We start from the raw sequence: 20,805 nt of genomic DNA, 5'->3' as shown, positions 1-20,805 counted from the left end.
ACTGAAAAAGACATTGCAGCTATAAGTCTGCTGATAGAAGGTTGTTTGGAAAGTAATTGTCATTTGGCTACCGGCGGAAAATCCGTCGGACGAGGAGTTTTTGGCCTTAAGGAAAGGATCAAAAACGTAAAATCAACATCTAGAAACAAATAATCAAGAAAAAACTTGGAATACAACATAGAAGGGGCGATGCATGCATCGCCCCTTCTAAAAAGCCATTATGAGACCGCTTCGCTATTAGTTATGAGATAGGAGACCGCTACGCAATTAGATATGAGACATGGTATGTGAATTCATTCAAATAAGCGGGTCAATGGTAGATATTGAATAGATTTGAATTTTTCATTCATCATTGCTTTGTCAATATCTAAATAAGGCGCTGAAGTCACAGATAAAATTGATTTTGGGCACTTATAAATTGAATAATTATCCTTATACTTACAATACAAGATCAAGGATATGTATAAGGATCGATTTATTAATTTTCTGAAGTTTGAAAAGCGATATTCATCACATACGATCACGGCCTATAATTTGGAGTTGGACAACTTACTTCAGTTTATAGAAAAGGACGGGATTCCATTTGAGCAGGTTGACTATAAGTTTCTGCGATATTACTTTTCAACTATGCGGGAGCAGGGTAAGGAGGCGAGTTCTGTAAATCGTGCGATATCATCGATCAAATCATACTATAAGTTTTTAGTTCGCGAGGAACTAATACCAAAGAATCCAAGTAGTTTGTTAAAGGCATTAAAGACGCCAAAAAAACTTCCGGTAGTTGTGGAACAGGAAAAGATGTTAAAACTATTGGAGCAAATGGATGCGGAGGCGGAGGATTTTGAAGATCGTCGTGATTTCATTGTTTTGGAATTGCTTTTTGGAACTGGTATTCGTTTGGCGGAATTATTGAAAATAAAGGAAAATGATATTGACTTTTATAATAAAAAAATTCTTATCTTGGGAAAGAGGAGCAAGGAGCGTTTTGTTCCCATACACATGACCTTACTTGAGGAATTGAATAAATATCTTCAAGAAAAAAAAGCCACATCATTTCAAAACAATTCAGCAGAATTGATCGTTACCAAAGAAGGGAAGCCTGCATACCCCAAGATGATTTACAGCATAGTAAAGAAATACTTGAGCAGGATTACTTCGCAGCAAAAGCGTAGTCCCCATGTATTGAGACACAGTTTTGCGACGACATTATTGGACAATGGGGCAGATTTAAATGCTATTAAAGAATTATTAGGACATGCTGGGTTATCGGCTACACAGGTATACACGCATAATTCGGCAGAACGATTGAAATCAATTTATAAACAAGCCCATCCAAAGGCTTAAAAAAAGGAGGAAAAATGAACATTACAGTGCAATCTATTAAGTTTAACGCAGACAGTAAACTAATCGAGTTCATTAAGAAGAGGTCTGAGAAATTGAATCAATTTTTAGACAACATTATTGAAGGGGCATGCTACCTCAGGTTAGAAAATGTAGATGACGAAGCTAACAAGGTCGTCGAGTTAAAATTTAATGTTCCTGGCAATCAGCTGTTTGCCAAAGCACAGGCTAAAACTTTTGAAGAAGCTACCGACATAGCCATCGAGTCCATCCGACGTCAAATAAATAAACATAAAACCAAAACACGAACATCGACAAGTAACCATAAAGAAATATTAAATCAAGAAGAAGAATTTTAATGAAAAGCCCCCAGATGGGGGCTTTTTTATTTTGGTAGAGTTAGATCGCTTATTGAGATCGCTACGCTATTAGATATGAGATGTGAGATCGCTTCGCTGTGAGATAGGAAATGTGTTATTGGGTTAAATATTTACGCATTTAATGTAGGGTCGAAGCATGCTTCGACCGACTATTAACCAAATAAAATTCCATAATTTTAAATCATGAATTTTAATATTATTTGTTCGGGCAGACATTCCGCTCGTCTTCGTCAGGGATAAATCCCTTTCCATCCTCACTCAGTACTGCCCCTACGCTAGTGCGATACCCGTTGGTAATAAAATGGTTCAAAAAGCATAGGTTTTTCCGCCAATAGGTCTAAATACTAAATACTTTCGACTAACTACTGCCCAAAGTGCTACACAGCGGTCTACTAATTGCCAATTTATTTGGAATAATTCTTAACAATATTTAGATTTGTTCCAAATTAAGAGAAAGCAGATGATTTGTCCATTAGCGAGTTTCGAGGAAGTATTTAAAACCGAGCATGGTGTGGTTTATCAGTGTAGTAGAAAAAACTGTTATTGGTTGGATTTCCAAGGGGAAGCTACTCCTTTTAAGGTTCGTGATTTCTTTCAGTTTAAGAAAACTATTGATGCGATGGATGTGGAATTGATGTTATGTAATTCCTCGCGTTCTTTTGATTTTGAAATATTAATGCCGTTCCGCTCGGAACGCATATTTATTCTTTCTGTTGAAGACATTCTGAAAATGAGAGAATTATTGGCAGGAGCAAAGTTTATGATCGAGCTAAATAGCGAGATTAAAAACTGTCTTCAGTCTAAAGCAATACTCGCAATTTAATTCTTTGTAATTATACTGATTCTAAATAGTTTAACTTAGTGTATGGCTAATTTAGACTGAATTTGTATTGCAGATTTTTCAGCCTAAAAACACCTTTTAGCCTTATCTTTGTATTAACAATAGGGAGATATGGGTCTCCTAGACTTTTAAAATATATAGACATGAAAGATTTATTGAAATTAAAAACCTCGATCTCTGAGGATATCGAAAACATATTGAACGCACAAGTTAAGATTGAAGGACATGCATCAGCATTATATTTAGCGATGTCAGCTTGGTGCGATGACCAAGGATTAGACAATGCTGCAGCATTCTTTGCTAAACAATCTGATGAAGAGCGTACGCATATGTTGAAGATTTTCAATTACATCTCTGCACGTGGAGGACGTTCAATCTCTCCAGAAATCACAAATGTACCTGTTGATTTTGAATCTTTCAGAGGTGTGTTTGAGCAAACTTTAGAGCAAGAAATGTTCGTAACAGAGCAATTCAACAAGATTGCTGACAAATGTATGAAAGCAAAGGATTTTGTAACATTTAACTTTATTCAATGGTTCTTACAAGAACAAGTTGAAGAAGAATATGTAGCACGTCGTATCCTTGAATTATTCGATGTAATCGGAGAAGAAGGTACAGGACGTTGGGAAATTGACCGTCACTTGGTAAAAGTAACTTTTGATGGTGAATAAGATTTCCAATTAAAATTTTATAAAAACGGGCTAAAGCATAAATTTAGCCCGTTTTTTTTATACAAATATTTTTAGTTTAAGCGTTTTAATGGTAAATTTCATTCTTTAGCAATAATGGTAATAAATCAGTATTTAAAATTGTCTTAAAGCCTGTGCGTATCATCTATAAAATCATACTTATACTCTTACTATGTTGCATGGCTAAGCATAGCTTATATGCGCAGAACCAATTGCGCAGTATTGAGGGTTTGGTAGTTGATACAACAGGTGTAGGTATGAAAGGTGTCAGCGTACGTTTGACCAGCACTTTAGATACCATGTCCAGCGAGACAGATGAAAATGGTTTTTATCAATTTGGAAATATTAAAGGAAACATGATTAATGTTTCTTATAGTATGATTGGCTACGATATCTTAAATCGCAGTCATCTATTTAACCGTTATAGTTCGCAATTGTATCTTAAAAGGGTGAGTATGATACCCAGAGCGAATTTAATCCCTGAAGTAAATATTGTAAAGGTGGTACCCGTAATTTCCCGTGGTGATACGACCCAATTTAATTTACGCGCTTTTTCTATTCCTGAACGAGCATTATTGGAAGACGCCCTAAAATATCTTCCAGGATTTCAAGTTCTCCGAGATGGTACTACCTATTATAATGGTGTGCTGATATCTTCAGCGCAGGTTGATGGACGAAAATTTTTTGGTGGGGATCTATTAACAGCGACAAAGAATTTACCAGCAGAGATTGTAAAAAGAATTGAGGTTATTGATGATTATGGTGATGTATCTCATGAAAAGGGAATAAAGAATACTGAGCCTGAAAAGATCATCAATATTGTATTAGAAGATAATAAAAAGAAGATTACGTTCGGGCAGGGTACATTAGGCGTTGGCTCAAGTGATCGTTATTTGGGGAGTATAGGTGTCAATAAATTTAATGATGGGCAGGAGTTTTCTGTTGTTGCTTCTGTTAATAACACCAATACCAGTTTATTTACCTTTGGAAGTCCAAATGGTGCTGGAGGACGAAGTTCGGGATTGGGAGATTTAGGAGATTTCTCCGATCAATCAGATGGTCTCAATAAGTTATCATCCATAGGATTTAGTTTTACGGATAGTTTAGGGAAATATGTCTCGATATCCGGAGGCTATACTTACCAAAGCAAGCAAAACATTACTAAAGGTAATTCCTCCTTAACCTCTTCATATCAAGGGTTTAGAATCCAAAGGATGGAGGATTTTGAACGGAAATTGAATGATAACTTTCATAAGCTACAATTGGAAATAAATTCAAAATTCAAAAATCAGGATTTATTAAAGATTGTTCCCAAGCTTACTTATAACCGTTTTTACAATTATAACCTCAAGTCTACAAATGCAACCAACTATAAAATTCGTGAAAGAGGTACTTATCAAGATACGTCCATAAATTCTAATCCAACAGCAGAATTTTCTGTTTTATACTCTAAATACTTTAAGAAGCAAGGCAGGAAGTTGGTGGCAGATGCACGAATGAATTATCAATCCTTGAATAAGGATGAAGATATTAAAGAAGATTATGTACGTTTTGATTCTACAGGATTTAGTCCGGTAATTAATCTGTTTGAACAAAGTCAATTGGTGGACTCTAGGAATAATACGAGTTCCATGAAGGGTTCTGTTTCATATGTAGAGCCGTTTTTCAATCATAGCTTATTGGAGATTCTACATGATGTAGATATCACCAATATTGAGGCTAGGAGAGCTGTAAGAAATCCGATTGGTCATGACGGGGGGTGGGTAGACTCCTTAAGTGTTGATTATGCCTACCAATATAAAAGTTATAAGACTGGTTTGAACTACCAGTATGAACCGAATGATAAGTTTAGGATAAATATGGGCTTCTCGGTACAGCCATTGTCCATATCAGGGCGTGTGAAAGGTGATACGGCACAATATGATTATAGTAACGTTAATCTGGTACCTTCTACTAATGTGCGCTATAAGTTTTCGGATAATTTCGATATTAAGTTAGATTATTTGGGTAAGAACATACAGCCGAACTTTCTACATATTACACCGGTTCGAGACAATTCAAACTCACGAAACATTATTGTTGGTAACCCTTCTTTAAAGGCGGAGTTTTATAACCGAATTTCCTCATCTGTAAGAAAGTTTGTTCCTAATAAGGGACAATTTTTCGAGTCGAATTTAGCCTATACATTTATTAACAATAAGATTGTCAGTGTAAAGAAGTCTACATCTAATGAAACGGTTCAGGAAACGACTTTTGAAAATACCGATGGTTATTACGATGTCAAATGGAACTATTATTTCAATACACCGTTTGTCAATGATAATTTCCAAATGGATATAACAGGTAATATTGACTACTATAATAACCTGTCTTTTATCAATGAAATCAAGAGTAAAACGAAGCAGTTATTGTATAATCAGAATTTGGTATTAAAATACAGTTGGAACGATTATTTTGAGTCCATATTCAACACCAACTATTTCTTAAATCGTGCTACCTATGAACTGCCTATAAAGAATAAGATTGCAGCTCATTCCTTTTTGGTTAGTGTTGGAGGAAAAGGATATATAGGCGATGGATTTATGATGGGTGCAGAAATGTCCCAAAAGTTTTATAAAGGATATGTAGCTGAGGTGAGTGATGTTAATCCCACCATTATTAATGCTTATATGGAATATGGTTTTTTAAAAAATAAGATGGCCATGATCCGTTTACAATGTTTTGATTTATTGGATCAAAACAAGAACGTGGGGGTTATGACAGAATATATAGGTAATGATGTTTTTGAATCGCGTAATAATCGTTTAGGTCGATATTTAATGTTGAGTTTGAACTTGCGCTTACAATCTTACCCAAATAAAAAGTAATGAGAGCAGCTGTAATACGGAGTTTTGGAGGTCCAGAAGTTTTGGAGGTGATGGAAAGGGAGGGTTTAATTCCTGGACCTAAAGAAGTGTTACTGGATGTTAAGGCTGCGGGGATTAATAGACCTGATGTCTTTCAGAGGAAAGGGAATTATCCGGCACCTGCAGGTGCTGTAGCTGATATACCGGGACTAGAAGTATCCGGAGTTGTAAAAGCTTTAGGAGCTGAGGTTAAAGAGCTTAAAATTGGTGATGAAGTTTTTGCGTTATTAGCTGGAGGAGGATATGCAACAGAAGTTTGTGTTGATGAAGGTTTATGTATTAGAAAGCCTATTAACCTTAGTTTTGAGGATGCAGCATCTCTACCTGAGACTCTATTTACCGTGTGGCATAATGTATTTCAACGTGGCGGATTAAAAAAAGGAGATCGATTATTAGTCCATGGTGGTTCTGGAGGTATTGGAAGCATGGCCATACAATTGGCTACGCAATTCGGTACTTCGGTTTATTGTACAGTGGGAAATGAGGAAAAAGCTCAATTTGCCTTAAAAATGGGAGCAGTAAAGACCATCAATTATCATCAGGAGAATTTTGAAAGTGAATTAAAAGATTTTGGAATAAATATTATACTCGATAGTATTGGAGGGTCTTATTTTGAAAAGAATCTTAATCTTCTAATTGAAGATGGACGATTAATTCAAATTAATGCCACTGAAGGAGCAAAGGTGAATTTGAATTTACTTAAGTTGATGCAGAAGCGTATTCTATTGACGGGGTCAACACTTAGGGCAAGAGATGTGGACTTTAAACGGGCTTTGACGAAAGAAATAAAAGAACAGGTCATACCATTATTTGCAAAGGGTAATTTTCAATCCATGTTAACAAAAGTATTTACTTTAGAAGAAGTTGTTCAAGCTCATCAGTACTTCGATAGTTATCAACATTTTGGTAAGATAGTTCTTATAATGAATGGCTAAATACTTTTAGCTATCTAATTATTGGTTTTTTTTATTATTTTTATTCCAAGAGATAACCTATTCTAAAAAAAATATGAACTTAAAAATCATTACAACAGCAATTTTTTTAGGTGGGAGCATACTGGGTGTTTTTGCACAGAAGGTAGGTAAGATTGAGAAACCAATTGATATGGTAAGTACTTTAGTCGGTACGCAGTCAACTTATTTTTTATCAAGTGGAAATACATATCCTGCAATTGCTTTGCCTTGGGGGATGAATTTTTGGAGTCCTCAAACAGGAAAAATGGGCGATGGATGGATGTATTCTTATACTGCTGAAAAAATCAGGGGGATTAAGCAGACGCATCAACCTTCACCATGGATGAATGATTATGGTCAATTTTCCATAATGGCCATGGTAGGAAATAAAACATTTGATCAGGATAAGCGAGCAAGTTATTTTTCCCATAAAGCAGAAGTGGCAAAACCACATTACTATTCCGTTTATCTAGCTGATTATGATACCAAGGTTGAAATTACACCTACAGAGAGAGCTTCTTATTTTCGTTTTACATTTCCTAAAACCGATTCTGCATATGTTTTAATTGATGCCTTTGATAAAGGATCTTTTGTCGAGGTATTACCTAGAGAACAACGTATTGTTGGATATTCCACTAAAAATAGTGGAGGAGTACCTGATAATTTCAAGAATTATTTTGTTTTGGAATTTGATCGTCCATTTGCCAATGTAGCGACATTTGCGGACTCTTTATTAACGGATGGTCGTTATAAAGTTCAAGCAAACCATGTAGGTGCCTTATTAGGATTTCAAACTGCCAATGCTGGAGAAAAGGTACTTGTTAAAGTAGCCTCTTCATTTATTAGCCCAGAGCAAGCAGTCCTAAACTTAAAAGAACTCGATGGTCAATCTTTTGATGAGCAAGTAAAAAAAGGTGAAGATATTTGGAATAAGGCTTTGAGTAGAATTGAAGTTGAAGGCGCTACGATAGATCAGATGCGTACATTTTATTCCAGTCTTTATCGTTCCTTATTATTTCCAAGAATGTTTTATGAGATTGACGGAAATGGTCAGGTCATGCATTACTCGCCTTACAATGGAAAAGTGTTGCCGGGTTACATGTTCACCGATACAGGATTCTGGGATACATTCAGAGCCTTGTTTCCATTTTTAAACCTCATGTATCCAGAAGTAAATGAAAAGATGCAGGAAGGGCTTGCAAATGCTTATAGAGAGGGAGGCTGGTTGCCTGAATGGGCAAGTCCGGGATATCGAAACATAATGGTTGGAAACAACTCTGCATCAGTAGTAGCTGATGCCTGGATAAAAGGCGTTCGTTCTAAAGATATCGAAACACTTTATGAGGCAGTCATTAAAGGGGCAAATCATGCTGGACCAATGACAGCTGTTGGGCGTGCAGGTGCCGAATATTATAATGAACTGGGTTATGTGCCTTATGATGTTAAGATTAATGAAAATGCTGCACGTAGTTTAGAGTATGCTTATGATGATTTTTCTATTTATCAATTGGCAAAATCGTTGAATAAATCGGCAGAAGATCAAGCATTTTATAAAAAACGTTCCTACAATTATAGCAAGCTCTTTGATCCTTCGACTGGATTAATGCGTGGAAAAAATAAAGATGGATCTTGGTCCACACCTTTCAATCCGTTTAAATGGGGAGACGCTTTTACGGAAGGAAATAGTTGGCATTATAGCTGGTCCGTATTCCAAGACATTGAAGGATTATCTAAATTGATGGGAGGACATCAAGCCATGGAAATCAAACTTGATTCTGTTTTCTCATTACCTCCTGTATTTGATGATAGCTATTATGGTTTTCCAATACATGAGATTCGCGAAATGCAGATTGCTAATATGGGTCAGTATGCACATGGTAATCAGCCGATTCAACATATGATTTATTTATATAATCACGTTGGAGCACCTTGGAAGGCCCAATATTGGGTTCGCGAGACGATGAATAGAATGTATTCTCCAAATCCAGATGGTTATTGTGGTGATGAAGATAATGGACAAACATCTGCATGGTATGTGTTTTCAGCGTTAGGATTTTATCCGGTGACACCTGCTACAGATGAATATGTATTAGGTTCACCAATTTTTGATAAAGTGACCTTACATCTTCAAAACGGAAAGAAAGTAATTTTGGAAAGTAAAAATAATTCAGATTCCAATAGATATATTCAAGGTCTAAAATGGAATGGTAAAAATTACTCGAAAAATTATATCAAACACAGCGAACTCATGAAAGGGGCTAAGCTCAATTTTGATATGGGCTCTGCACCAAATAAAAGCAGAGGAGTTAATAAATCGGATTTACCCTTCTCATTAAGTAAGGATGATCAATAATTAATAATTTTAGCTTTATTAAGACGACTGAGTTTATATTCAGTCGTCTTTTTTTGCTGTATATTTTATCCGAGATTATGATGATTTATATAATAATAAAACGCTTGAGATCTTCTCCCAAGCGTTTAAAATGCGTTTAGACTGTATAGATCCGATAAATCGGATACTGCATTAAATCAAGTCGATGTTACTATGGTATTAGGTGATTCAATCGTTATTAATGACTAAAAGTCGTCATCATCATCAAAATCATCATATCCCCCAATTGAGTCGATATCATCTAATCCAAAATCATCATCGTCATCAAAGACATCATCTGAATCATCATCAGGACCATTGAAGTTGAGCACTCTTTCATCAACCATTTCTTCAGTTTCAATTGCTTGCATTGTAGCCATGTTGTATATTGTGATATTTACTTTAGTAACGTAAAATTATACAAGAAAATTCAATTGGTAAATATTTTTTTTAAATTATTTAGCACCTAAAAATTTTCTAAAAAAGCAAGTATTTATTCAACAATTTCTCCAATGCTATTTTCCTCAGCGACAATGTCTTTTAGCTGTGGGAGGTCTTTAACACTACTTAAACCGAAATGGTTCATAAATTGACCACTTGTCGCATAAAGAATAGGTTTGCCAATACTATCAGCTTTTCCAGCTATTTGAATCAATCCTTTTTCTAGAAGACGTTGAATAGAATAGTCACAATTGACACCTCGAATTTGCTCTACTTCCAGTTTCGTGATGGGTTGTCTGTAAGCAATAATTGCAAGGGTTTCCAATGCTGCTTGGCTAAGCTTTTTCTTCTCCTTATGAATCTGTAATTGATTGATGGCATCATGGTAAGCCGGCTTGGTCAAGAATTGCAATTGATCATTGATATTGGCCAATAATAGAGCCTGATCCTCTGAGGAATATTTTTCTTTAATACGCCCAATGAATTCGGCTAACTCCGTTTTGGTGATTTCAATTGCCAACGCATCTTGTAATACTTCACGTAAGTCTTTTTGACTAATTCCTTCAGTTGAAGCAAAGATAATGGCTTCGATATTTAAAAGTATATCTTTCAAAGTAATGATTAGTAATTAATAACCTGCTCTTCCATGTGCTCTGGTAGTTCGCGGAACTGATAGGTTTGAGTTCTTAATTGAGGTTCAAATCCTGCATCACGGATTGCATCTTGAATAGATTTGGAGGTGAAACGATGTGGAGCACCTGCTGCTGATACCACATTTTCCTCAATCATAATGGATCCAAAATCATTTGCTCCGGCATGTAAACAAAGCTCAGCAGTTTGTTTTCCAACGGTCAACCAAGAGGCTTGAATGTTTTTTACATTCGGTAGCATAATACGGCTTAATGCAATCATGCGGATATATTCATCTCCAGTAACGTCATTGGTGATTCCACGTAATCTTTTCAACAAGGTACCATCATCTTGGAACGGCCAAGGGATGAAAGCTATAAATCCATGATTTCCTTCTGGTTTTTCTTGTTGAACTTCACGAATCCATACTAAATGTTCAAATCGTTCTTCGATTGTTTCAATATGTCCAAACATCATGGTTGCTGATGTAGGTAAATTGATTTTATGGGCAGCACGCATAACATCTAGCCATTCTTGTCCGCCACATTTTCCTTTAGAAATCAAACGTCTTACACGATCATTTAAAATTTCAGCACCTGCACCAGGTAATGAATCTAATCCAGCTTCTTTTAAAGCTTTTAAAACATCGATATGACTCATGCCTTCAAGTTTGGCAATATGAGCTATTTCTGGGGGGCCTAAGGAGTGCAGTTTTAAGGTTGGGTATAGTTCCTTCAATTGTTTGAAAAGAGTAGCATAGAACTCTAAACCTAGGTCTGGGTGGTGCCCTCCTTGAAGAAGTAGTTGATCGCCTCCATAACGGAAGGTTTCTTCAATCTTTTGTTTGTAGGTTTCAATATCTGTAATATAACTTTCCTCGTGACCTGGCCTACGGAAGAAATTACAAAACTTACAGTTTGCTATACATACATTCGTGGTATTGACATTTCGATCAATTTGCCAAGTTACTTTACCGTGAGGTACTTGGATCTTACGAAGTTCATTGGCTACATAAACCAAATCGGCAGTAGCAGCTTCGTGATATAAGAAGATTCCTTCTTCCTTTGTTAGGAAGTCGAATTCTAATGCGCGCGCTAATAAACTATTCACATTCATCTGATAACAAAGATACATAGCTTTTCATGAAATATAAAGTGTTTAGAAGCTACTGTTTGACGAGATAGGCTATTAATTTAAATGTTCCAATTTAGATCCAGTTAATTGGAATTAAGAAAACTTAAATGGATAGTATCTTTTATGACTTTATTTTTACTTAGTGTTAATAAAGAATTAACACTAACCGGTAGATATATTGTTTATATTTAAATACACGACACATTTACATACAAGGAGGTCCCCATGCGCCCAGAAACAATTCACATTGAACGTACATACCCTATTACTGCAGATAAACTTTGGCAGGCATTGACCAACCAAGAGAGCATGAAAGATTGGTTTTTTGAGATTCCAAATTTTACAACAGAGGTAGGAGGAGAATTCGAGTTTTATAAATCGAATGATGATAAGAATCTGATGCATCATTGTCAGGTTGTTGAATCGAAGGCTCCAGAAATATTTAAATTTACATGGCGACATCCGAAACAAAGTCAAGGTACTTCGGTTATCACTTGGCGTTTGATTCCACGAAGGGGAGCAACGACATTGCATCTAACACATGAGGGTCTAGAGAATTTTAAGGATGCTGGAGAGAATTATACACATGCAAAATTTGAATCTGGATGGGAACGAATTTTAGGGGAGTCTTTAAATAAGTTTTTGGAAAAACGTTCTTTACCTATATAGCTTTTTTGAAGTTTTCAGGTGCCTCCATTCTTTTGAATTCATACAACCCTATAAATAAAAATAACCTTGCCAATTGGTAAGGTTATTTTGTGTTTTGTTATTTAGAATGAGATCTTAGTTTTTGTACAATTTTGCGACTTGATCCCAATTGACAACAGACCAAAAGTTTTTGATATAGTCTGCACGTTTATTTTGATAATGAAGATAATAAGCATGTTCCCATACATCTAGAGCAAGAATTGGCGTTCCTTTGAATTTAGAAACATCCATTAATGGATTGTCTTGATTTGCTGTAGATCCGATTTTCAATTGGTTTCCATCCTTTACCAACCATGCCCATCCAGATCCGAATTGTCCAGCTGCGGCTTTAGCAAACTCTTCTTGGAATTTTTCAAATGAACCAAATGATTTATTGATTGCAGTTAATAATTCGCCTGTAGGAGCGTTATTTTGAGTTGGTTTACGAAGTAGAGACCAGAATAATTCATGATTGTATGCACCACCTGCGTTGTTACGTAATTTTGAAGAATACTTAGAGATATTTGCTAATAATTTTTTCGCATCAGTCTCTTGTACTTTTTCAGCTGCAATTGCTTCATTAGCGTTATTTACGTATGCACTATAATGTTTCTCATAGTGGATCTGCATTGTCGTCTGATCAATGGCAGGCTCCATATCAGCATATTGATAGGTTAATTTTGCGATTTCAAATTTTACCGGTGCCAAAGTTGGTTCACCAACTAGGGATTCCGCCATTGTACTTCCAGCTAATAATACAGCAGCAGCTGCTACTACGCTACTTTTTACAAATGTTCTTCTGTTTGAAGTCTTCATGATTGTTTTGTTTTTATGAATGGTTTTAGAAATTTTGAATATGGGTTGTATCGAAATGGAACTTTAATCCTATTAATTGCCAATTTAGTTTTTGATTCTTATTCAATAGGGTGACAGCTTGGGTAATATTGAATGTAAATTCATTAGACATGAAAAAAATAAAGTGACTACGATACATATATTTTATTAACTAAACGATATAATCCTTTTAATCTGATAATTATCTGCTCAGTAAAATGTTTTATTCGTTTGGTAATTTTTCTGTAGTAAAACTAGCTATTTATTTAGATAATTGATGTCATTGAAATGTGATATATGTTTAGATTTCTAGAAAAATTGAGTTTTTTAATAGAATAATCATGGGATTTTAGGATTGGAAAATCTTCGGTTCTAAAATTAATTTTTTGACTTCATACTTTTTTACTTATTTTGATTGCATACTATATCACCTCAATTAAACTTAAACTGAACAAACACCAATGAAAAGATTCTTTTCCAGCCTATATGTACAGGTTATTTTGGGAATATTAATAGGAATTCTATGTGGAATATTCTATCCTGATTTTGCTGTAAAATTAAAGCCTTTGGGCGATGGATTTATTAAGCTAATTAAAATGGTCATTGCGCCATTGATTTTTAGCTCTATAGTCATCGGAATCGCTGGGATGCAGGATATTAAGAAGGTTGGTAAAATAGGTCTGAGCTCATTAATCTACTTTGAGGTGATGACAACCGTGGCATTGATTATTGGATTAGTATTTGTCAATTGGATTCAGCCAGGAACAGGGATGAATATTGATCCAGCAAGTTTAGATCCTGAGGCCGTATCAAATTATGTAAAGCAATCTGAAGAGCATAAAAATGTGATGGATTTCATCCTCAGCATAATACCTCATAACGTCATTGCAGCAGTAGCTTCTGATAATCTTCTACAGGTTTTAGTTTTTGCAGTTCTATTTGGTATTGGTTTAACCAAAATTGGGGAAAAGAATTCGGAACCTGTTTTAACTGTTCTCCAATCATTTCTTAAAGCATTATTTGCCATCATAAAAATGATCATGTATTTGGCGCCTATTGGTGCCATGGGCGCTATTGGTTTTACAATAGGAAAATATGGGGTGGAAGCTCTATCATCATTAGGCTTATTGATGATCTCCTTTTACTTAACCTGTATTGTTTTCATTGTTTTCGTCATTGGGGCAGTTTTATATTTTTATGTAAACATCAATATTTTCAAATTATTAAAGTATATCAAGGAAGAGTTACTGATCGTTTTAGGGACTTCTTCTTCAGAATCAGCATTACCAGGTTTGATGCAGAAGTTGGAGGATGCAGGTTGTTCAAAGCCAATTGTCGGATTGGTAATTCCTACTGGATACTCCTTCAATTTAGATGGAACTTGTATTTACCTTACTATGGCGGCTGTATTCATTTCTCAGGCGTTAAATATGCATCTGAGCTTAGAGCAGGAGATTACATTGCTGTTGGTCTTATTACTCACTTCAAAAGGGGCTGCTGGTGTTACAGGTAGTGGTTTTGTGACTTTAGCGGCTACACTTCCGGTAGTAGGGCATGTTCCTGTAGAAGCTGTAGGCCTTATTCTAGGTATCGACCGTTTTATGAGTGAGGCACGTGCATTGACCAATATAATAGGAAATGCGGCCGCGACCCTTGTTGTTGCAAAATATGAAAATGGCTTAGATGAAGCAGTATTACACGATAAATTGGGTTCCGCACATGGTCAAAAAACCTAATTAATCAAACATTTTCATACTTTTCATACTTATTCCAATAAACTAGCTTGATAAAGCATTATTTGGATATTTATGGATTTAAAATCAAACGAACCTTTTTGGCTTGTAAAGGATGGTATTATGAATTCTTACCCCTCTTTGCGAGAAAATTTAGAATGTGAAATATTAGTGGTTGGTTCAGGTATTACGGGAAGTCTAATCGCTCATCAATGTATTAAGGAAGGATATAATACCATAATAGTAGATAAGAGGGAATTAGTAAATGGGAGTTCTTCTGCTACTACTTCAATGCTACAATATGAAATCGATATACCATTATATCAATTAAAGGAATTAATAGGAGAGGAAGGTGCGATTGCCAGTTATGAGGCTTGTGCTCAAGCGATAAGAGACCTAGGGGAAATTTGTTCCAGTATAAAATCTAAGGCAGGGTATAAACTTAAGGACTCACTGTACTATGCTAGTCGGAAAAAGGATGTCCGATGGTTGGAAAAGGAGTATAAGGCAAGAAAAGATGCAGGCTTCAAATTGGATTGGCTAAGTGAAACGGAAATATGTGATAAATATGATATCCATCTTGCTTACGGAGGAATGTTATCTGTACTGGGTGCAAGTGTGGATGCCTTTATGTTAGCTCATGAATTGATCGCTTATAACTCTAAAAAAGGATTAAAAGTTTTTGACAAGACAGAATTGATCAAAGTTCAATCTAAAAGAGGACATGAGCTTGCTGAATTTGAGACCGGCTATCATATAAAAGCTAAAAAAATTATTTACTGTGTTGGCTATGAAAGTGCGAATATGATTCCAGAAAAGTTTGTTGATTTGTTGAGTACTTTTGCGATTGTTTCTGAAGTAGATTATAAACTTAATCAGAGCTATAAGGACGTTTTGATTTGGAATACTTCGGATCCTTATTTGTATATGCGGACAACAGACGATGATCGTTTTTTAATAGGAGGTGAGGATGAGGAGTTCAGAAATCCGGAAAAGCGGGATAAGTTATTGCCTGTTAAAGCAAAAAAGCTGAGGAAGGAATTTTTAAAGATATTCAAAGGAAAAGATTTTTATACCGATTTTGCTTGGGCAGGAACATTTGGTTCCACTAAGGATGGACTACCCTATATCGGGGAACATAAAAAGTTCAAGAATTCCTATTTCGTATTAGGGTTCGGAGGTAATGGTATAACCTTCTCGGTAACTGGGATGCAGATGGTTGCTACTTGGTTAAAAAATGAGAAACACCCCCTAACTCCTTATTTTGCGTTTGGAAGATAAAAATTAAAAGCGGTTGATTAATTCTAATCAACCGCTTTCTTTAAAAAGTTATCTTACTTTTTTCTTATAACATCTCGTCATAGTAAGAATAAAATAACCTCTTCTTTACATATATAACGACTAGGAATTCGGTATATTGTGTATGACTTAATATTTTTTTAATAAATTTTTAATATTCATGCTTTTCATCTCTGAAAAATAATTTTAATCTTGTTAAACCGTTTGAATACTAATTGGTCATAATGGAAATATGGATATAAAAAAAATGAAGAAAAACTACTTTAGCAGAGCATTATTATTGTTCAATACCTTTAAAAATAGGAAATTAACAAATGAAGATATTGCAGCTGCAGAAGATAAAGCACATCATTTAGATGAAAAAGCGAGTGATTTCAAATTATTGATTGATATGGTGAAAGATACTTTTTCTGGCCGATATAAAATGAACAAATGGAATTTATCCGTTATTGTAGCCACGATTTTATATGCGGTGTCTCCATTAGATGCTATTCCTGACCTAATTCCAGTATTAGGATGGTTGGATGATGCTTCTATTGTTGGATTTGCGATTTCAAAGTTGGCTGATGAAATTGATCGTTACAGAAAACACCGTAAGTTAAATCCTGCAGGGTTTACCATTCCAAAATAAAAATAAGTTAAGTATTTACAACAAAGGGGTTGAAGCATGAAAATGCTTTAATCCCTTTTTATTTGGTTTCAAATTGACAAAAATAATCCTTAGTATTGAGTATGTATAAACTAAACCTAATTTTATTTTCCTGTTTTCTATTTTGGTTTTCTAGTACTAAAGGACAGGATCTATCTTCCACCTTACAGGGTATTTTAGAGAAGAATTATCCTGATAAAACAGGGCCAGGTGCTGTGATTTATGTACTTGAAGGGCAAAAAGTATCTTCAGCAAGTACGGGTTTAGCAAGTTTAAAATCCAAGGAAAACATTGACATTCATATGCCTTTTAGAATGGCATCAGTAAGTAAACAATTTACTGCTTTTGCTATTTATCAATTAGCCAACAATCAAAAACTAAACTTAAATCAACGTATAGACTATTATTTTCCAACATTAAATAGTAATGTAGGTGCAATTACAATAAAGCAGTTATTAAACCATTGCTCTGGAATTGCAGATTATGAGAATCTGATGGGTGATAAATGGACTGTTCAACTAACTGATGCTGATGTGCTCAAGATTATTGAACCAGTTACTGAAACCTATTTTCCAATTGGAAGTAAATTCAGATATAGCAATACAGCCTATTGTTTATTGGCTTTAATTATTGAAAAAGTTTCTAATCAAAGCTATCCTTCTTATATGCAACGACATGTTTTTCAATATCTAGGCATGAAGAATTCACTCATTATGAGTAAGGAGCGAGTGCCAAATCCACGTGCATATGGATATCATCCGGACAAGGGGAAGTTTATATTTGCAGATCAGAGCTTAACCAGCGGAACCATGGGTGATGGAGGAGTCTATACCACTGCTTCAGATTATGCAATCTGGCTAGGCCATTTATCGAAATTGTTGTCTAATCCAATAGGTCAGGATTTCTATTTTTGGAATGCAAATCGATTCCCTATAAATCTAAATGTATCTTATTCTTTTGGTTGGTTTATTGGAAAAGATAAAGCGGGAGAGGATATTCTGTTCCATTCAGGTGAAAGTACAGGTTTTCATAATATTGTTGTTTTTTATCCAATTAAAGGAAAGTCCGTTTCGATGTTCAGCAATCGTGATGACCTCCTAATAGCAGGTGTTTTTGATGAAGTCATGGAGGCACTAGATATAGAAATTGAAGGCTTAGAAAATGAAAAGTTATTTCATTGGCTGGGAAAGGTATATGCTAATAAACTTTAATCAAATTCTTTTACATCTTTGATTTTAAAGCTGTTATTTTCTTTCAATAAAGTAATTTCTCGATGGTAATCCGTTTGAAATTCACAATCAGAAATTATTGATTTTAAGGTTATGCTGTTTACATCTTCATGAATCACATCACAAGTTGAAACTTGAATGGATCCCCAATCTTGAGTGGATATCAAGAATCCAACACCTTTTCCTGCATAATCGGTATTGAATTTAGAAGACCATTTTTTCTTAAATTCATCCCCCGTTAAACTACCATCTACATCCAAATCTAGATTAATGGCATCCATTTTATAATCGAAATAGTCGGCAGTAGTCATTGTTTCCATAATAGATTGATCATCTGAATTAAAGAATGCTTCAACATTCTGCTTCAACCAGGTACAGGCATCCGATTTAACAGAAGCAACTATAATACTGTCTTGTTTAACCTTTACAGTTTTATTGGAATTGGATTGACATGAACACAGTATTGCCAAAATGAATATTAAAAGCAGATTTTTCATAACTAATTGGATATTTCCTATTAAGGACCCTAATAATTAAAAAATGTTTTTCATTACTTAACAGGAATGGCGAAACTGATTATTTTCCTTACTTTACTTGAACCGGCAGAGGTGAATTCATAGTGATCATGGAAAGCGATTTTATTCTCTTTGAAAGTCAATATACCCACTGCAGAAGCATATTTTCCATGTGTGATAATTTGCTCCAGATTAAGGGCTATAGCCTTCTGAACCTTTATACCTTCTAAAAATTTTATTATCTCCTCAAGACCTTTTATTGTTCGATCACCAACCATATCCCATTCGATATTGGGGTGAAAGAATTCCTCTAATGCCGGAATATTAGCTTCAGCAAAGGCAATGTTTAGTTCCTTTACTATCCTTCTTTTAGGTGAATTGTCACAGTCTTGAGGAGATGTAATTTTCATCTTATTGTTTTTCTAAAATTTCTTTTAAATTGGATAATCCAGCAGCAAAATCTTTGTTCATATCAAAGAACAGCGACATAAGATTAAAAGGATAGGGCATTTTTCCATCAATTTTCCATGCAACTTTTGTACTTGTCGAATCGATAGGTGTTATTTCCATATAAGAAGGATTAGGATCGTCTGAGCCATTGAAAAACAGATCCATATCAACACGTTTTCCTTCATCTATTTTGGTTAGAACTTGTTTGCCATCGCCTACTTTTTTACTTTTCCAAGTATAGGTAAAACCTGGTGTGCCATCTGTTCCTTCATAGTGTCTTTCAATATTAGGATCTTGACGAGACCAATTGTCATAATTTCCTTGGTTTCTGATTAATTTTACATAATCAAAAACTTCTTGACTAGGTTTTTGTATGACAATTTCACTTCCTGCGTGGAATTCTTTCGGAACCACAGCTGCAACGATTAGTATTAGGCCAACTAGACCTAATATGATAAATAAAAGGTATTTTAAAATTTTCATGATTAATGATATTGGTTTTTATGTTTTTATTTTATTGATTTATTTCAAAAGTTGATGCATTTTAAGTACTGTATTAACATTACGTCCTGTGGCTTTCAATTTAAGTTTTTTCTCAAAGAAATTATTATTGTATTTACTCTTTGCCATCCCCATGGGCAAATGATAATACAAAATATCCTTATTAATGAAAAAGGTCTCTGGACTATAATCAATTGATTTTAAATCTGCAATCAAATTGGAATCTGGTATAGCATCCAGAAATGTAATAAAGACTTTATTAGGTTCTTCACCATTACAATATGGATTTTCTTGTAGTATCTGTTCTAATTTGGTAGGCTCTATTACAAAACAAGAAATATCTAAGTGAAAATGATCTTTGATTATTTGTTGAAGTTGTCTTTCTAAGTCTTTTTTCTCTAATTCTGTTTTTAAATAGATATTACCACTTTGTATATAAGTAAGAACATTTTGCAATCCATTTTCTTCTAAAATTGATTTTAATGCTGACATTTTGATAATATTCTTGCCAGATACATTTACTGCTCGAAGAAAAATGATATAGGATTTCAATTTACAATTTTATTTAGTAGCAGATTCTTGAACAATTTGGAAAGTCCCAGCATTGTCTGATTTTGATTCCAATTGAATATAAATATTTCCGTCATTTCTATGAATAACATAGGTCTTAACTGGATTGTTATAGACATCAATTGTTCCATCAGATCCTTTGTAAGTGGCTAATTCGTCATAATTATTAATTTGCGATTCTGACCATCTGCCTTCATGAATAAGCATTCCGCCTGCTTTTGTTATAGCATCTTCAAAATGTTTGTTGATTGCAGCTGTGGTGATTTCTTCCTTTGAATTGGCATTGTTTCCTTGGATAAATGCTCGGAAAACTTTTCCCTCCTTTTTTACTAAACTACCATCAGGTAAAGCAACATATAAAAAATCAAATGATTTTACCTTAGGATCATTGATGAATTGTGTTCCTTCAATGGTAGTGAAGAATGGAAATTCACCCAATTCCGCAGTTGAAACAGGGATATCATCTAAGTTGAATGTTGTTTTGACAGTATCTGTGTTTGTAGCATTTACTTTTTCAGTTCCTGTTACAATTACACTGTCTTGATTCTCATTCGATTTTTCCTTTGAATTGTTGCAGGCTGAAAATAAAATTGCGGCACAAATACTTGATAAAAATAGTCTCTTCATAAAGCTTTTTAGTTTGATGTGATCTTAA

General features: G+C 34.8%; 21 protein-coding genes. 12 read left to right on the top strand and 9 right to left on the bottom strand.

The genetic code is table 11. From position 1 onward, the window contains the following. Window positions 1-459: 459 nt before the first annotated feature. The 7 genes from ABD676_RS10705 (at window position 460) to ABD676_RS10675 (ending at window position 9,460) form a co-directional block, all read left to right on the top strand. Complete coding sequence (locus ABD676_RS10705; RefSeq protein ID WP_344674665.1) at window positions 460-1,341, top strand: tyrosine-type recombinase/integrase; 882 nt, start codon at window positions 460-462, stop codon at window positions 1,339-1,341. Window positions 1,342-1,355: 14 nt separating this feature from the next. Further along, window positions 1,356-1,697 carry a ribosome hibernation-promoting factor, HPF/YfiA family gene (hpf, locus tag ABD676_RS10700; RefSeq protein ID WP_344674664.1) on the top strand — a complete coding sequence of 114 codons (342 nt, stop codon included), beginning with the start codon at window positions 1,356-1,358 and terminating at the stop codon, window positions 1,695-1,697. Window positions 1,698-2,178: 481 nt separating this feature from the next. Further along, complete coding sequence (locus ABD676_RS10695; RefSeq protein WP_344674663.1) at window positions 2,179-2,541, top strand: hypothetical protein; 363 nt, start codon at window positions 2,179-2,181, stop codon at window positions 2,539-2,541. A gap of 161 nt (window positions 2,542-2,702) precedes the next feature. After that, window positions 2,703-3,230: a ferritin gene (locus ABD676_RS10690; protein WP_344674662.1), complete on the top strand. Its 528-nt coding sequence runs from the start codon at window positions 2,703-2,705 to the stop codon at window positions 3,228-3,230. Between the two features lie 197 nt (window positions 3,231-3,427). Further along, window positions 3,428-6,115, top strand: a complete 2,688-nt coding sequence (locus ABD676_RS10685) for a TonB-dependent receptor (protein WP_344674661.1) — start codon at window positions 3,428-3,430, stop codon at window positions 6,113-6,115. Then, on the top strand, window positions 6,115-7,089 hold the full coding sequence (locus ABD676_RS10680) for an NAD(P)H-quinone oxidoreductase (RefSeq protein ID WP_344674660.1): 975 nt from the start codon (window positions 6,115-6,117) through the stop codon (window positions 7,087-7,089). Before ABD676_RS10685 ends, ABD676_RS10680 begins: the two co-directional genes overlap by 1 nt. Before the next feature lie 73 nt (window positions 7,090-7,162). Continuing rightward, the gene (locus ABD676_RS10675; RefSeq protein ID WP_344674659.1) at window positions 7,163-9,460 is read left to right on the top strand and encodes a GH92 family glycosyl hydrolase; all 2,298 of its coding nucleotides are present in this window, start codon (window positions 7,163-7,165) and stop codon (window positions 9,458-9,460) included. Window positions 9,461-9,684: 224 nt separating this feature from the next. Here the strand turns inward: ABD676_RS10675 and ABD676_RS10670 are convergent, their stop codons facing one another. From ABD676_RS10670 to mqnC, 3 genes are all read right to left on the bottom strand, one after another. Beyond that, complete coding sequence (locus ABD676_RS10670) at window positions 9,685-9,858, bottom strand: hypothetical protein (RefSeq protein WP_344674658.1); 174 nt, start codon at window positions 9,856-9,858, stop codon at window positions 9,685-9,687. 113 nt (window positions 9,859-9,971) lie between these two features. After that, on the bottom strand, window positions 9,972-10,532 hold the full coding sequence (scpB, locus tag ABD676_RS10665) for an SMC-Scp complex subunit ScpB (RefSeq protein ID WP_344674657.1): 561 nt from the start codon (window positions 10,530-10,532) through the stop codon (window positions 9,972-9,974). Window positions 10,533-10,540: 8 nt separating this feature from the next. Beyond that, window positions 10,541-11,665 carry a cyclic dehypoxanthinyl futalosine synthase gene (gene mqnC, locus ABD676_RS10660; RefSeq protein WP_344674666.1) on the bottom strand — a complete coding sequence of 375 codons (1,125 nt, stop codon included), beginning with the start codon at window positions 11,663-11,665 and terminating at the stop codon, window positions 10,541-10,543. Window positions 11,666-11,908: 243 nt separating this feature from the next. Between mqnC and ABD676_RS10655 the strand changes: the two genes are divergently transcribed. Continuing rightward, window positions 11,909-12,352 carry an SRPBCC family protein gene (locus tag ABD676_RS10655; protein ID WP_344674656.1) on the top strand — a complete coding sequence of 148 codons (444 nt, stop codon included), beginning with the start codon at window positions 11,909-11,911 and terminating at the stop codon, window positions 12,350-12,352. A gap of 114 nt (window positions 12,353-12,466) precedes the next feature. Here ABD676_RS10655 and ABD676_RS10650 read toward each other — a convergent pair whose 3' ends face one another. Beyond that, on the bottom strand, window positions 12,467-13,186 hold the full coding sequence (locus tag ABD676_RS10650; protein ID WP_344674655.1) for a superoxide dismutase: 720 nt from the start codon (window positions 13,184-13,186) through the stop codon (window positions 12,467-12,469). A gap of 479 nt (window positions 13,187-13,665) precedes the next feature. Here ABD676_RS10650 and dctA point away from each other — a divergent pair, with 479 nt between their 5' ends. The 4 genes from dctA to ABD676_RS10630 all read left to right on the top strand — a co-directional run bounded on the left by dctA (window position 13,666) and on the right by ABD676_RS10630 (window position 18,096). Next, window positions 13,666-14,940, top strand: a complete 1,275-nt coding sequence (gene dctA, locus ABD676_RS10645) for a C4-dicarboxylate transporter DctA (RefSeq protein WP_344674654.1) — start codon at window positions 13,666-13,668, stop codon at window positions 14,938-14,940. Between the two features lie 72 nt (window positions 14,941-15,012). Next, complete coding sequence (locus ABD676_RS10640; RefSeq protein WP_344674653.1) at window positions 15,013-16,218, top strand: NAD(P)/FAD-dependent oxidoreductase; 1,206 nt, start codon at window positions 15,013-15,015, stop codon at window positions 16,216-16,218. Window positions 16,219-16,483: 265 nt separating this feature from the next. Continuing rightward, window positions 16,484-16,867 (top strand): YkvA family protein, encoded by a 384-nt coding sequence (locus ABD676_RS10635; protein WP_344674652.1) that lies wholly within the window; start codon window positions 16,484-16,486, stop codon window positions 16,865-16,867. A 101-nt stretch (window positions 16,868-16,968) separates the two neighbouring features. Continuing rightward, window positions 16,969-18,096 carry a serine hydrolase domain-containing protein gene (locus tag ABD676_RS10630; protein WP_344674651.1) on the top strand — a complete coding sequence of 376 codons (1,128 nt, stop codon included), beginning with the start codon at window positions 16,969-16,971 and terminating at the stop codon, window positions 18,094-18,096. Here the strand turns inward: ABD676_RS10630 and ABD676_RS10625 are convergent. The 5 genes from ABD676_RS10625 to ABD676_RS10605 are packed head-to-tail and all read right to left on the bottom strand — an operon-like array spanning window position 18,093 to window position 20,777. Then, on the bottom strand, window positions 18,093-18,611 hold the full coding sequence (locus tag ABD676_RS10625; RefSeq protein WP_344674650.1) for a hypothetical protein: 519 nt from the start codon (window positions 18,609-18,611) through the stop codon (window positions 18,093-18,095). The two genes, ABD676_RS10630 and ABD676_RS10625, sit on opposite strands and share 4 nt — an antisense overlap. A gap of 53 nt (window positions 18,612-18,664) precedes the next feature. Then, window positions 18,665-19,039: a nuclear transport factor 2 family protein gene (locus tag ABD676_RS10620; RefSeq protein ID WP_344674649.1), complete on the bottom strand. Its 375-nt coding sequence runs from the start codon at window positions 19,037-19,039 to the stop codon at window positions 18,665-18,667. A gap of 1 nt (window position 19,040) precedes the next feature. Continuing rightward, complete coding sequence (locus ABD676_RS10615; RefSeq protein ID WP_344674648.1) at window positions 19,041-19,562, bottom strand: SRPBCC family protein; 522 nt, start codon at window positions 19,560-19,562, stop codon at window positions 19,041-19,043. Between the two features lie 39 nt (window positions 19,563-19,601). Then, a complete protein-coding gene (locus ABD676_RS10610; RefSeq protein ID WP_344674647.1) occupies window positions 19,602-20,132 on the bottom strand; it encodes a DUF1697 domain-containing protein in 531 nt (176 codons plus the stop codon). A 9-nt stretch (window positions 20,133-20,141) separates the two neighbouring features. Beyond that, entirely contained in the window at window positions 20,142-20,777 is a 636-nt protein-coding gene (locus tag ABD676_RS10605) for a hypothetical protein (protein ID WP_344674646.1), read from the bottom strand. Window positions 20,778-20,805: the final 28 nt, after the last annotated feature.

The sequence above is a fragment of the Sphingobacterium kyonggiense genome (assembly GCF_039536825.1).
GTDB lineage: Bacteria > Bacteroidota > Bacteroidia > Sphingobacteriales > Sphingobacteriaceae > Sphingobacterium > Sphingobacterium kyonggiense.
Note: the sequence above shows the minus strand (reverse complement) of the source record. Positions and strands in the feature narration are given on the sequence as shown.